Annotated in this window: 14 protein-coding genes; 4 read left to right on the forward strand and 10 right to left on the reverse strand. The window is 56.9% G+C overall.

Annotation, left to right across the window (positions count from 1 at the left end; genetic code table 11):
• Positions 1 to 59: 59 nt before the first annotated feature.
• Entirely contained in the window at positions 60 to 1,166 is a 1,107-nt protein-coding gene (locus ACSZO4_RS13420) for an iron-containing alcohol dehydrogenase family protein (RefSeq protein WP_437889469.1), read from the forward strand.
• Here ACSZO4_RS13420 and nikR read toward each other — a convergent pair.
• The 7 genes from nikR to ACSZO4_RS13455 all read right to left on the reverse strand — a co-directional run bounded on the left by nikR (position 1,114) and on the right by ACSZO4_RS13455 (position 7,423).
• Positions 1,114 to 1,560: a nickel-responsive transcriptional regulator NikR gene (nikR, locus tag ACSZO4_RS13425; RefSeq protein WP_437889470.1), complete on the reverse strand. Its 447-nt coding sequence runs from the start codon at positions 1,558 to 1,560 to the stop codon at positions 1,114 to 1,116. The two genes, ACSZO4_RS13420 and nikR, sit on opposite strands and share 53 nt — an antisense overlap.
• Complete coding sequence (gene nikE / locus ACSZO4_RS13430; protein WP_437889471.1) at positions 1,535 to 2,332, reverse strand: nickel import ATP-binding protein NikE; 798 nt, start codon at positions 2,330 to 2,332, stop codon at positions 1,535 to 1,537. Before nikE ends, nikR begins: the two co-directional genes overlap by 26 nt.
• The gene (gene nikD / locus ACSZO4_RS13435; RefSeq protein ID WP_437889472.1) at positions 2,329 to 3,093 is read right to left on the reverse strand and encodes a nickel import ATP-binding protein NikD; all 765 of its coding nucleotides are present in this window, start codon (positions 3,091 to 3,093) and stop codon (positions 2,329 to 2,331) included. Before nikD ends, nikE begins: the two co-directional genes overlap by 4 nt.
• Complete coding sequence (gene nikC / locus ACSZO4_RS13440) at positions 3,093 to 3,926, reverse strand: nickel ABC transporter permease subunit NikC (protein ID WP_437889473.1); 834 nt, start codon at positions 3,924 to 3,926, stop codon at positions 3,093 to 3,095. Before nikC ends, nikD begins: the two co-directional genes overlap by 1 nt.
• Positions 3,923 to 4,867, reverse strand: a complete 945-nt coding sequence (gene nikB / locus ACSZO4_RS13445) for a nickel ABC transporter permease subunit NikB (protein WP_437889474.1) — start codon at positions 4,865 to 4,867, stop codon at positions 3,923 to 3,925. The genes nikC and nikB overlap by 4 nt, the downstream gene beginning before the upstream one ends.
• Positions 4,867 to 6,438, reverse strand: a complete 1,572-nt coding sequence (gene nikA, locus ACSZO4_RS13450) for a nickel ABC transporter substrate-binding protein (RefSeq protein ID WP_437889475.1) — start codon at positions 6,436 to 6,438, stop codon at positions 4,867 to 4,869. The genes nikB and nikA overlap by 1 nt, the downstream gene beginning before the upstream one ends.
• Positions 6,439 to 6,559: 121 nt before the next feature.
• Entirely contained in the window at positions 6,560 to 7,423 is an 864-nt protein-coding gene (locus ACSZO4_RS13455) for a LysR family transcriptional regulator (RefSeq protein WP_437889476.1), read from the reverse strand.
• A gap of 95 nt (positions 7,424 to 7,518) precedes the next feature.
• On the opposite strand from ACSZO4_RS13455, the gene ACSZO4_RS13460 reads away from it, so the two are divergent.
• On the forward strand, positions 7,519 to 8,028 hold the full coding sequence (locus ACSZO4_RS13460) for a phenolic acid decarboxylase (protein ID WP_437889484.1): 510 nt from the start codon (positions 7,519 to 7,521) through the stop codon (positions 8,026 to 8,028).
• Between the two features lie 4 nt (positions 8,029 to 8,032).
• Here ACSZO4_RS13460 and ACSZO4_RS13465 read toward each other — a convergent pair whose 3' ends face one another.
• Positions 8,033 to 9,082, reverse strand: a complete 1,050-nt coding sequence (locus ACSZO4_RS13465) for an AI-2E family transporter (RefSeq protein ID WP_437889477.1) — start codon at positions 9,080 to 9,082, stop codon at positions 8,033 to 8,035.
• Positions 9,083 to 9,227: 145 nt separating this feature from the next.
• Here ACSZO4_RS13465 and ACSZO4_RS13470 point away from each other — a divergent pair, with 145 nt between their 5' ends.
• A complete protein-coding gene (locus ACSZO4_RS13470) occupies positions 9,228 to 10,430 on the forward strand; it encodes an MFS transporter (protein ID WP_437889478.1) in 1,203 nt (400 codons plus the stop codon).
• Here ACSZO4_RS13470 and ACSZO4_RS13475 read toward each other — a convergent pair whose 3' ends face one another.
• Complete coding sequence (locus ACSZO4_RS13475) at positions 10,431 to 10,988, reverse strand: DcrB family lipoprotein (RefSeq protein ID WP_437889479.1); 558 nt, start codon at positions 10,986 to 10,988, stop codon at positions 10,431 to 10,433.
• A gap of 72 nt (positions 10,989 to 11,060) precedes the next feature.
• Positions 11,061 to 11,726 carry a 7-cyano-7-deazaguanine/7-aminomethyl-7-deazaguanine transporter gene (locus ACSZO4_RS13480; RefSeq protein ID WP_437889480.1) on the reverse strand — a complete coding sequence of 222 codons (666 nt, stop codon included), beginning with the start codon at positions 11,724 to 11,726 and terminating at the stop codon, positions 11,061 to 11,063.
• A 317-nt stretch (positions 11,727 to 12,043) separates the two neighbouring features.
• Between ACSZO4_RS13480 and tusA the strand changes: the two genes are divergently transcribed.
• The gene (tusA, locus tag ACSZO4_RS13485; RefSeq protein ID WP_437889481.1) at positions 12,044 to 12,289 is read left to right on the forward strand and encodes a sulfurtransferase TusA; all 246 of its coding nucleotides are present in this window, start codon (positions 12,044 to 12,046) and stop codon (positions 12,287 to 12,289) included.
• The last annotated feature ends 96 nt before the right edge of the window (positions 12,290 to 12,385 follow it).

Below are 12,385 nucleotides of genomic sequence, written 5' to 3' on the forward strand. Positions count from 1 at the left end.
TTTTAATTTTGTAGCATGGTGGATAAAGCGAAATAATTCGCGCACACATGGATATGCCAATGCTTGAGATAAAAACCCCGCAGACCTGGTTTCATCAGTCTGGTATTCGTCATGACGCAGGGAAATATATTGCGCCGCTCGCTCAACATATTCTGATTATTACCAGCGTAAAGGCCTGGGCGCAGGTCAATCCGGCTCTGGAAGAGAGTTTGCGAGCCAGCGGCATTCGCTGGCAGACTGAAATCATGACCGGTTACTGTACCGAGGACGATGTCGCCCGCTATGTGCAGCGGGCGCAAAAAAAGGGGATCACTTTTATTGTTGGCGTCGGCGGCGGCAAGGTACTGGATACCGCCAAAGCCGTAGCCGATCGGCTTGAAGGCGGGGAGTCCATTACCATCCCGACCATTGCGGCAACCTGTGCGGCATGGTCGCCGCTGGCGGTGTTCTACACCGATGAAGGGGCGCAAATCAGCAGCCTGCCGCTGCGTACCCTGCCACGACTGGTGCTGGTGGACAGTGAAATTATCGCCCGTAGTGACGTGCGTTATTTAAAAGCGGGCATTGTCGATGCGCTGGCGAAATGGTACGAGTTCCGCCCCTATTTACAGAAAAATCCCGATAATCTGGGGCTGCAATTAAAAGTGCAGAATGCGCGACTGGCGGTCGAGATTTATGAAAAACATGGCGCGCAGGCCATTCTGGATAATAAAGCCCAGCGCGTCACCGATGCGCTGGTGAACGTCATTGACGCGAATATTGCGGTCGCCGGAATGGCAAACAGCGTGCGCGGGGAAATACCCACCCCAGGTGTCGCCCATGCCATTCATAATCGTCTGACCCATGAGCCTGCGTTACGTAACTGGCTGCATGGCGAACGGGTGGGCTTTAGCCTGCTGGTGCAGTCCATTCTGGAAAATGACAACAGCCAGCCGGATCCTGAATTGCTGGCCTTGCTGCGTCAGTACGAAATGCCGCTTACCCTGGCGCCGCTTAAAGAGATCCGCCTGGCGGTTATCCAGGCCGTGGCGCGCAGTATTCCCTTCCCGCGGGAGGCGACGGATTATTTGCCGTTCTCGCTGGAGCCGTCGCGTATTGAACAGGCGTTACGTCTTACAGAACAATATGTGGCAGGCCGTGCGAATGTTCGCTCCCTGGCCGAGTAGCATCCACCACGCGCTGTAAATGACCGTGACGCACGCCACGCTGGGCGATGACATCATCAGCAAACTGTTGAACTTCGCCCATTTTGCCCTTTAGCACCGCAATTTCCAGGCAGTCGTCATGGTTAATATGCACATGCAGGGTGGCGACGGAAAGATCGTGATGATGATGCTGGGTGGCGACAATCCTGCTCGCAAGGTCGCGTTTTTCATGCTCATAGACATAGGAAAGCACGGCGTATCCGTGGGTCTGCGGCTGCACCTTTGTCTCTTCGGCGAGCGCACCGCGCAGAATGTCCCGTACCGCCTCCGAACGGTTGTGGTAACCCCGGCGCTGGCTCAGGTCATCGAGTGTGGCGAGCAGAGATTCATCAAGCGTAATGGTCACACGTTGCATGGCAGCGTCCTTTTTTATCCTGAGGGAGTGCAGGGAGCACGGCCTGTTGCAGCGTCTGCCCGGCAAGAGAGGTAAAACGTAACGGGCTTTCGACGGCAATATCTTCCGTAATCAGGCCGTTATCCATCACCACCACGCGCTGGCAAAAGCGTTCCACCAGGCGTAAATCGTGGGTAATAAACAGGCAGGCGATGCCCGACTGCTGTTGCAGTTTTGTCAGCAGGCGGATCACTCCGGCCTGGAGCATCAGATCCAGACTGGAGACGGCTTCATCGAGGATAAGCAGCGTCGGGCGGGTTGCCAGGGCGCGGGCCAGGCAGACGCGCTGAAGCTGCCCGCCGCTGAGCTGCGGCGGGCGATGGTCGAGCAGGGAGATATCCAGCTCCACATCGTTCATCAACTGTTCGATACGCGCCTTGCGTTCTGTTTTTGCGAGGCTGAGCAGATGGCGCAGCGGTTCAGCAAGGATTTCGCGCACCGTTTTGCGCGGGTTCGCTGCGCTTATCGCGTCCTGAAACACCATCTGAATATCCCGGCGAAAGGCTTTTTTCAGCGTGCCTGTCAGGGTGTTTAGCGCGCTACCCTGCCAGAAGAGTGCGCCCTCGGTGGGCGATTCCAGCCCGACCAGCAGGCGCGCCAGCGTGCTTTTCCCGCAGCCGCTGCGCCCCAGCAGCGCAAGGCTCTCGCCGCTGTTAATCGCCAGTGAGATGTTTTCCAGCACCCGATGGTGCTGATAGTAGTGAGAAACGTTGACGACCTTCAGTAAATTCATAGGCTAAGCTCCATGCCGTAGAGCGCCAGATGGGCTGAAATTAACTGTCGGGTGACGGGATGCTGCGGAGCGGCGAACAGCCTACTGACGCTGGCCTGTTCAACAATTCGTCCCTTATCCATGACCGCCACATCGTCCGCCAGCCGGGCGACCACCCCCATATCATGGGTGACCAGCAACAGGCCCAGCGAGCGTTGCTGCGTAATGCGCTCCAGCAGATCGAGGATCCGCGCCTGAGCGACGGCATCGAGATCGGTGGTGGGTTCGTCTGCCACCATAAAAGAGGCTTCGCTGAGGATGGCCAGCGCAATCATCACCCGTTGCAGCATGCCGCCGCTCATCTCGAAGGGATAGAGTTTTAGCACCCGTTCGGGGGACTCCAGCCCGACGGCATCCAGTGCGGCGATAAGGGTCGCATCGTCGCCTGGTTTACCGAGCGCCCGGCAGGTTTCCCGCGCATGGGCCGCCATCGTGCGTAAGGGGTTAAAAGCGCTGCGCGGGTTTTGCATTATGGTCGCTACCTTGCAACCGCGCAGTGCCTGCGGCGCAACGGGATGTCCGTCGGTCAGCAGGCAGCCTGAAATCTGGCGGATACCGGCGGGCAGGACACCCAGGGCTGCCGCGCAGGTCAGGGATTTTCCGCTGCCGCTGCCGCCAACCAGGGCCAGCACGCGCCCGCGGTTGAGGGTCAGTGAGACGTTTTCGGTCAGGCGCCTGTCTGCCTCAAGCGTAATATTGCGTAGCTCAAGTGTGGATGGCATCAGTGGACATGCTCCGTTTCCATATGGGGATCGAGGTAGTCGCGCAGGGCATCGCCGACCAGATTAAAGGCCATCACGCTGACAAACAGCGCCAGTCCCGGCCACACCATTTGCAGCGGCTGCGTCCAGATATACTGGCGGGCATCGTTAATCATCACCCCCCATTCCGCGGTGGGGGCCATCACTCCCAGCCCGAGAAATGACATTCCTGCCACGTGCAGCATCATATGGCCGATATCCAGCGTCGCCAGCACCAGCAGTGACGGAACCACCGCCCCGGCCAGATGGTCGATAAATACCCGCGCATAGCTCGCCCCGCTAAGGCGTGAAGCCAGAATGTACTCCCGGCGACGCAGGGCAATCACCAGGCTGCGCACCATCCGGGCGTACCATGCCCAGTGGGAAAGGGCGATAGCGATAATCACATTAGTCAGTCCGGTACCGAGCACGCCGACCATAAAGAAAGAGAGAATCGAGGTGGGGAAGGTCATAAACACATCGGCCACGCGCATAATGAGCTGATCAACGCGCCCGCCCAGCAGCCCGGCGCAACCGCCGAGCGTCAGCCCCAGGCAGAGTACCAGCAGCAGGCAGAGCATCACTGAGCCCAGCGAAACTCGGGTTGCGGCCATCAGGCGTGAGAAGATATCCCGCCCGAGGTGATCGGTTCCCAGCCAGTGCTCGCCCCCCGGCGGCAGCAGGCGTTCGGGCAGATTGATGCTTTGCGGATCGAAAGGCAGCCACCACTGGCAGGTCAGGGCGATCGCCAGCAGTAACAGCAGGATCAGCAGCGCGAGGCGCACCGACTGGCGGGCCTGATAAAAGAAACTCATGTCGCGGCCCCTTCATGCTGACGCAGGCGCGGGTCCAGCGCGGCGTTGAGGACGTCCACCAGCAGATTGCACAGCGCAAAGGCAATCACCATCACCAGCGTGAAACACTGAATGACCGGGTAGTCGCGGTTAAAGATGGCGGAGACGGCGTAGCGGCCAATCCCCGGCCAGGCGAAAATACTTTCGATAATCATGGTGCCGCCAATCAGCTCTCCCACATGCATCCCCAGCGCTGTCACCACCGGCAGGGCTGCGTTGCGAATAATATGCTGGCGTTCAGTCTGGGTATCGTTTAGCCCGCGCAGCCTCGCCCAGGTCACGTGGCGTTGCCCGGCAGCCTCCAGCATGCTGGCGCGCAACAGACGGGCGTTGATCGCCAGCGACATAAAGGCAATCGACACCGCAGGCAGCAGGATGTGCCGCCAGCCGCCGTAGCCCATGGCGGGCAGCCAGTGCAGATACACGGAAAAGAACATCACCAGCAGAAAGGCCAGCCAGAAGTTGGGCATTGAGACGCCAAAAAAGGCGATTAGCCGCACCGCATAGTCCGGCAGGCGGTTGTGGTGGCGCGCGGCCCAGATACCCAGCGGAATGGAGGTCAGTAAGATCAGCACCAGCGCGACGGCCGCCAGTTTGAGCGTGGCGGGCAAAAAGTGCATCACGTCGTCGAGCACCGGGCGCCCTGTGGCGTAAGAGATGCCGAAATCCAGATGCAGCGCCTGCCATAGCCAGTGCAGGTACTGCTCCGGCAGCGGCTTGTCCAGACCGAGCATCAGACGCGTTGAGGCAACCATTTCCTCAGTGGGCGGCAGGTTCGACAGACGCAGATAGTCCATCGCCGGATCGCCGGCCCCCAGGCGCAGCAACAGAAAAATTACTACGGAAGCGGCGAGGATCATCGGGATCAACAGCAGCAGACGGCGAAGCACATAGCGCAGCATCAGGGGGTCACGACCTTAATATCAGCAAAGGGGATCTCAGAGGCGATGGGGGCAAAAGGGATGTTCCCAAACTCTGGTTTTGCCACCACCATCATCGAGATATAGCTGATGGGCAGATAGACCGCTTCGTTATGCAGGCGGGTGAGAATATCGCGATAGAGGGTTTTGCGCTGCGTTTCGTCGGTGGTGGTCAGTACCTCGCCAATCTCTTTGTCGATCAGAGGTTTATCTGGCAGGCCAAGCTGGGCCTGATAGTCTGCGTGTGAAGGTACGCGCATGGAGCTCATAAAGGCATGGGGATCGTAAGGCGCGCCCCAGGTGCGATTGAAGATCATGCCAAAACGGCCATCGCGCTGGCGGGCATCAATGCTGCTCTCTTCCTCTCCGACCAGGGCCACATCCACGCCAATATCCCGCAGGTTAGCCTGGACTATTTCGGCGATCGATTTGCTCAGCGCATCAGTGCCGACAAACGCCAGCTCGGTGTGCAGCGGCAGGCCCGCCTTCTCACGAATCGTTTTTCCGGCAGGTAGCGTCCAGCCTGCTTTATCGAGCAGTGCCTGGGCTTTAGCCGGATCAAAGGCCCGGGGTTTGAGACCAATATCCGCGTAAGGAACCGTGGGGGAGAACAGGGTGTCCGCAACTTTTTGCGTGCCGTACAGGGCGCTGTCGATCAGGGTTTTTTTATCCACCGCGTAGTTCAGCGCTTCGCGGACCGCAAGCTCGTTCGTCGGCGCTCTGGCGGTGTTGAGGGCCAGCATAACGGTTTCCGTCGGGGCCGAAAGCTGCGTGCGCCACGCCGGGTTGTGGCTAAAGCGGGCGAAGGTATCGAGCGGCAGCAGCCCTTCGTTACCGTACAGCAGGTCAATATCGCCGGTTTCAAAGGCGACGGCGCGGCTGGTGGGATCGGGGATCACCTTCACGGTAATTTTGCTGATTTGCGGTTTTTCGCCCCAGTAATGGTCGTTACGCACCAGCACATCGTACTGATTCAGAGGTGACTCTTGCAGGACCCACGGGCCGGTGCCAATCGGGGCAAGAATGCCGTCTTTGGTTTCGTGATTTTTAAACTGCGACGGGGCAATAAAGCGGAAGGGTCTCGGTAGCGCCAGCTCCTGCAGGAACGGGTAATAAGCGCTTTTCAGGGTAATTTGCAGTTCGCTGTCGCTGAGGGCTTTTACCCCGGTTATCTGGTTGGTGAGCTCAAGCCACGCATGGCGCTGACGGTTATCGAGCACCGCGCGGAAGTTTTCTGCTGCGGCCTGGGCGTTAAAAGGCTCGCCGTTGGAAAAGGTCACATCGCTGCGTAGTGTGAAGACCCAGGTTTTGCCATCGCTGGAAGTGGTCCAGCTTTTCGCCAGCCAGGGCTTCACGCTGCCGTCGGCCTGGTATTTCACCAGTGGCTCATAGACCATGCTTTGGGCGAACATCTGGTTGGGGGTGTAGAGATGTGGATTCAGTGGGCCGACATTGACCGGCCAGGCGGTTGTCAGTTCCGGTGACGCCGAGGCATGCGTAACCGTGGCGACTGCGAGTAAAAGCAGAGCGCTTAACGAGCGAGAGAACGACATAATTCCTCTGGAGAAGAAATTGCGGCGAGTGTGTATGACGATTTTATGGATTCGTCATACGAATAGGGTGCGCAGGATCAAATCCTTATAAATTTTATGGATAATTTCAGACGGGAACAACTCAGTAGGCTTTAAACAGCTGCAACAAGGTTTCCACCTGCTCATCGAGCGGCATCAGATCTTTTTTAACGATCAGATGTAACGGCGTTGCCCGACGGGAACCATGGCTGAGGGGTAAAATTTTCAGGACGCCGCTGCTCAGTAATGGCCCGATGCGTTCTTCCGGCAACCAGCCGTAGCCGACCTGGTAGAGCACGGCTTCGATGGCGGCGTCGATGGTGGAAAAGGTCCAGTACTCTCCGCTCTCCTGCGGCTGCTGGCGGTTTTCACGATCCGCAATGCGGATCAGCGGCGCGGCAGCGAGGGTTTCGTCGCTGACCAGCGATTCAGCGCTGAGCGGGTGATCCCGGTGGGCGACGGCGACAAAATCGATATTCATCAGCCACTCCCCACGGCCGGTCATATCCTGGCGGCGGGTTAATACCATCACATCCGCTTCTGCATGAGCCGGGCGCTCCATTGAGGCGTTCTCCAGCACTTCCGTCAGATGAACCTGAGTCTGTGGGTAGCGCTGCTGAAACTGGCGCAGAATGGCAAACAGCTGTGAGCGGGGAAAAATGCTGTCCACCACCAGGTCGAGCCGGGTACGCAGGCCATTGCGCAGGGTCGCGGCACGGGTCTCTACATAATCAAAGGCTTTCAGCAGAGGTTTAACCTGATTGAGCAACAGCGCGCCGGAGGGAGTAAGCACCGCGCGGCGGCCTTCCTGCACCAGCAATGCCACGCCGAGGCGCTCCTGTAGCAGCCCCAGGTTATAGCTGACGGAGGACTGACTGCGGTGGGTCTCTTCGGCCGCCTTCGCAAAGCTGCCCAACTCCACCACTTTTTGCAGTAGCGACCATTGTTCCAGCGTGGTTTTGTGCATAACACATCTAAAAAGTGGATGAATGTGATTCAAACATAGCGTTATTCATTCATTTTTTGAAGCAGTACGATCCTCGTATCGCAATGAGGAGAGATATTATGAGCAACTTTGATAAACATGACCTGAGTGGTTTCGTCGGCAAACATGTGGTGTACACCTACGATAATGGGTGGAACTACGAGATTTATGTCAAAAATGGCAATACTCTGGATTACCGTATTCACAGTGGGATTGTGGCAAACCGGTGGGTGAAAAATCAGCAGGCGTTTATCGTGCGCGTCGGCGAGAGTATTTATAAAATCTCCTGGACCGAGCCGACCGGCACCGATGTGAGCTTAATTGTGAACCTCGGCGATCGTCTGTTCCATGGCACCATCTTCTTCCCGCGTTGGGTGATTAACAACCCGGAAAAAACCGTCTGCTTCCAGAACGACCATATTCCGCTGATGGAATCTTATCGCGCAGCCGGCCCGGCTTATCCGACTGAAGTTATCGATGAGTTCGCCACCATCACTTACGTTCACGACTGCGGCGCAGACAATGATAGCGTCATTGCCTGCGCCGCCAGCGAGCTGCCGGCCGATTTCCCGCATAACCTGCGTTAAGTTGCTACCCTGGCAGGCGACTTTTGGGCCTGCCAGGGCCAAGCAGAATCGCCAGCTTGCTGCCGCCTTTGGTGGTTTCCATCCAGATTTTACACACGCTGGTCAGCGGCACCGACAGCAGCATGCCCACCGGCCCCAGCAGCCATCCCCACACCAGCAACGAAAGAAACACCACCAGCGTCGACATGCCCAGGCGGTGGCCCATCATGCGCGGCTCCATAATGTTGCCAATTACCATATGCACCACCAGGAACAGGCTGCCCACCAGCACACACTCATACAGGCCATTAAACAGCAGCGCCTGGATCATGGGGGGAATGGCGGAAATCACCGAGCCGATATTGGGGACATAGTTCAGCAGGAATGCCAGCACTCCCCACATCAACGCAAACTGTACGCCCATGATGGCAAGCCCGGCCCAGACTATCGCGCCGGTCCACAAACTGAGCAGCGTTTTCAGCGCCAGATAGTGGGAGACGCCTTTTAACGCCCGATGAAGCCCGGCAATGTGGATCTGCGGATTATTCAGCGCAAAGCGCAGTTTATAAGGGACGTGGCGCACTTCAAACAGCATAAAGACCATGGTCATCATCAGCAGAACGATACTCGCCATCGCATTGGAAAGCTCCGTCATCAGCGTGGTGGCAAAGTTCATCAGCTTCCCGGAATCCATCTGCTGGAGCATACGCTCTGGCGAGATATGCAGCTTCATGAAGGGTAAAGCCTCCTGCAACTGAATGAATTTGCGGGTGAACTCGCGGTTGTATTTCGGAAGCAGGGTCAAAAATTCACTGATTGAGGCAGCGAGTACACCCACCAGCGCGGTGAGGAAAATCAGCATCACCAGAACCACAATCGCGATGGCGGCGGGGCGTTTTATGCCCCGGCGGATAAACCAGGTGACCAGCGGATTGAGTACGATGGCGAAAAAGAGCGCCAGTAAGAGTTGCACAATGATGTCGGCGGCTGCGTGAATACCGGCGAGGATAACGACCAGTGCGGCCAGTTTGAGAAGAATATGTAAACCCGTACGATCGGGCTGAGGCTGGGTCATGGTCAATTCCTTATTATTTACCGCTCGTTAAGTGTAGCTACTGGCAGGCGCTTCGCTTGCGGCAGATATTCTTAATCTGCTTGCTGATTTTCCGGTCATGACGTGGTAATAGTGAAATATCGTTGTGAATATCTGGTGACCCCACATGCCCGAACAAGCCGCTGAACCGGCGCTAAGCGGATTGCGTCTCAATCTGCGGATTCTCTCCGTCGTTATCTTTAACTTTGCAAGCTACCTCACCATTGGTCTGCCGCTGGCGGTGTTGCCCGGCTATGTGCATGACACTCTGGGCTACAGCGCCTTCTGGGCGGGGCTGGTTATCAGCCTGCAATACTTCGCTACCCTGATGAGTCGCCCACATGCCGGACGCTATGCCGATACGCTGGGGCCGAAAAAAGTGGTGGTGTTTGGCCTCTTTGGCGCCCTGATTTGCGGTCTTTGCTACTGGCTGGCGGACTGGCAAAGCGGTACGCCGCTGGTGAGTCTGGTATTGCTCTGTGTCGGTCGTCTTATCCTGGGCGTCGGGCAAAGTTTCACCGGCACCGGGTCGATGCTCTGGGGCGTGGGGGTGGTGGGTTCCTTGCATATCGCCCGCGTTATTTCCTGGAATGGTATCGCTACCTATGGCGCGATGGCGCTTGGTGCGCCCCTTGGCGTGCTTTGCTATCACTATACCGGGTTGAGTGGTTTGGGCTGGTTTATCATGGCGGTGATGTTAGTTGCCATCGCCTGCGCGCTGCCGCGTGAGGCGGTGAAAGCCAGCAAAGGAAAGCCGCTGCCGTTTCGCGCGGTGCTTGGCCGGGTGTGGATTTATGGGATGGGGCTGGCGCTCGGCACCGCCGGGTTTGGTGTTATCGCGACCTTTATCACCTTCTTTTATGACGCCAAAGGCTGGGACGGCGCGGCCTTTGCCCTGACCCTGTTTAGCCTGGCGTTTGTTGGCTCACGACTGGTCTTCCCGAACAGTATTAACCGTCTGGGCGGCCTGAATGTGGCGATGATAAGCCTTGCCGTCGAGGTGGTTGGGCTGATTCTGGTGGGCATTGCCGATGCGCCGCTGATGGCCAAAATCGGCGTCTTCCTGACGGGAGCCGGTTTCTCGCTGGTCTTCCCGGCGTTGGGCGTAGTGGCGGTAAAAGCCGTGCCGCAACACAATCAGGGGGCGGCGCTTGGCACCTATACGGTATTTATGGATATGTCGCTGGGGATAACCGGACCGCTTGCTGGCCTGCTGATGAGCTGGTCTGGGGTGTCGATGGTTTATCTGCTGACGGCGGTGCTGGTTGCCGGGGCGTTACTGCTGACGTGGTGGCTAAAAAAACGGCCTCCAGTGGAGGCCGCATCCTGATCAGTTGATGACCAGGGTATTAACGATGTTTTCTGCCGCGGTCTGCGCCTGCTGCTGGTTATCAGCCGGCAGCGTGACCTGCAGGGTCAACAGCTTGTTGTCGATTTTGCCCAGCACCACGGTGGACCAGGCTGTCTGGCCTTTCGCGGAGATAATGCTGTCGAGCTGTTGCAGCGTCTGGCCTTTGATCTCGATAGATTTGTTGGTCACGACCTGCAACTGCGGGTCGCGGCTGCGCTGTTGGTCTTCAAGACGTTTTGCCAGCGTATCCAGACCTTCCTGGGTGTCATCGCCGACGATCACGATTACCGCTTTCTGCCCGGAAGCATCAGAGTAAACGTGCATATTATTGGCCTGAGTCCCCAGTTTTCCGCTCTGATCGGTCATATCTGCAGGCAGTGAAAAGCTGAGTTTGCCGTCCAGCAGTGACACTGGCAGCCCGGAAGCGTTGCTTTGGGCTGAGGCTCCCTGTGCAGGTGCTTTACTGTCGCTGTTGTCGCAGGCCGCCAGGCCCATCACCAGCAGGCCAATACCGACATATTTAACCAGATTGCGCATTGACTTCTTCCTTTCGATAAACAGCCATAACGGCTCATGCGTCCATATTACCACAACTGGCAATGCGTAGATTTAACTGGTCTGTAACGCTGATAATTCAGATTTGTCTGCCAGCCTTTTCAGCAACATATTCAACAAGACGCCATACATCGGCAGGAAGAACGCAATGCTGATGATGACCTTAAAGGCGTAGTCCACCAGCGCGATTTCCATCCAGTGCTCTGCCATAAAAGGATCAGGGCTGTGCCAGAAGGCAATAAAGAAGAACGCGAGAGTGTCGCTGGCATTGCCAAACACCGTCGAGGCTGCCGGAGCCATCCACCAGCGTTTGTTCTGCCGCAGACGGTTAAACACATGCACGTCGAGGATTTGTCCCAGCGCGTAAGCCATAAAGCTCGCGCTGGCGATACGCGCCACAAACAGATTGAAGTGCGCCAGAGCGCCAAATCCTTGCCAACTCCCCATATAAAACAAAGAAGAGATGATGTAGGAGATAACCAGCGCCGGGATCATCACCGCGAAGATAATGCGTCGCGCCAGCGGAGCGCCAAATATACGCACCGTCAGGTCGGTTGCAAGGAAGATAAAAGGAAAACTGAAGGCGCCCCAGGTGGTATGCAAACCGAAAATGTTGACGGGGAGCTGCACCAGATAGTTGCTGGAGGTGATCACCAGCAAGTGGAACAGGGATAGCCAGAACAGCGCTTTCATGCGCTGAGAGTGTGAAAACTGCGTCATATTGTGACCTTTTTAGTGTTTGGGGTGAGGGAACCCAATAAATACGTAACACGCTATTTTACTTGCCATTTTGATATCAGGCAGTGCTCGCCATCCTCACGTACTCAGAGTACGCTCCGGTTGCTGCGCGCTGGCTTCAATCAAACTGGCTGCGATAATAACGCGTGTTTGCCGGGCATAAGTGTCGTGCAAAGCCGCCGCATGATACTGCAACAGCCATTGGATGCAATGGTTATTTTTAACGCAATCGTTAACCTTGCTTGCGTCACAAAAAAGGCGGCGTAAACTAAGGCCGTTTTTTACCCTGTGAGATGACGATGACCGACCCCTTTACTTGTGCCGACCATACGCTTGATGCGCTGGGTCTGCGCTGCCCTGAACCCGTAATGATGGTACGCAAAACCGTACGCACGATGCAGGCTGGTGAAACTTTGCTGGTAATTGCTGACGATCCCGCCACGACCCGCGATATCCCCGGTTTCTGCCGTTTTATGGAACACGAGCTGGTGGCCCAGCAGACAGAATCTCTGCCGTATCGCTACCTGGTGCGCAAAGGGCAGTAGCATTTCTCCCTCTCCCTGTGGGAGAGATACCGTCTTGCGGTTCAGGCCGCAAGCGGTATTTCAGCGTCGAACATGCGGCCCGATTTCACTACCCCA

The sequence above is a fragment of the Phytobacter sp. V91 genome (genome assembly GCF_965644225.1).
Lineage (GTDB): Bacteria > Pseudomonadota > Gammaproteobacteria > Enterobacterales > Enterobacteriaceae > CBFFRJ01.

What these genes read in the sequence shown, in the direction of transcription:
- nikB (WP_437889474.1), bottom strand. Translation starts at nt 4,867, where the DNA reads ATGCTGCGCTATGTGCTTCGCCGTCTGCTGCTGTTGATCCCGATGATC.
- ACSZO4_RS13420 (WP_437889469.1), top strand. Translation starts at nt 60, where the DNA reads ATGCTTGAGATAAAAACCCCGCAGACCTGGTTTCATCAGTCTGGTATT.
- ACSZO4_RS13465 (WP_437889477.1), bottom strand. Translation starts at nt 9,082, where the DNA reads ATGACCCAGCCTCAGCCCGATCGTACGGGTTTACATATTCTTCTCAAA.
- ACSZO4_RS13475 (WP_437889479.1), bottom strand. Translation starts at nt 10,988, where the DNA reads ATGCGCAATCTGGTTAAATATGTCGGTATTGGCCTGCTGGTGATGGGC.
- ACSZO4_RS13455 (WP_437889476.1), bottom strand. Translation starts at nt 7,423, where the DNA reads ATGCACAAAACCACGCTGGAACAATGGTCGCTACTGCAAAAAGTGGTG.
- ACSZO4_RS13470 (WP_437889478.1), top strand. Translation starts at nt 9,228, where the DNA reads ATGCCCGAACAAGCCGCTGAACCGGCGCTAAGCGGATTGCGTCTCAAT.
- nikR (WP_437889470.1), bottom strand. Translation starts at nt 1,560, where the DNA reads ATGCAACGTGTGACCATTACGCTTGATGAATCTCTGCTCGCCACACTC.
- nikD (WP_437889472.1), bottom strand. Translation starts at nt 3,093, where the DNA reads ATGCCATCCACACTTGAGCTACGCAATATTACGCTTGAGGCAGACAGG.
- nikE (WP_437889471.1), bottom strand. Translation starts at nt 2,332, where the DNA reads ATGAATTTACTGAAGGTCGTCAACGTTTCTCACTACTATCAGCACCAT.
- nikC (WP_437889473.1), bottom strand. Translation starts at nt 3,926, where the DNA reads ATGAGTTTCTTTTATCAGGCCCGCCAGTCGGTGCGCCTCGCGCTGCTG.
- ACSZO4_RS13480 (WP_437889480.1), bottom strand. Translation starts at nt 11,726, where the DNA reads ATGACGCAGTTTTCACACTCTCAGCGCATGAAAGCGCTGTTCTGGCTA.
- nikA (WP_437889475.1), bottom strand. Translation starts at nt 6,438, where the DNA reads ATGTCGTTCTCTCGCTCGTTAAGCGCTCTGCTTTTACTCGCAGTCGCC.
- tusA (WP_437889481.1), top strand. Translation starts at nt 12,044, where the DNA reads ATGACCGACCCCTTTACTTGTGCCGACCATACGCTTGATGCGCTGGGT.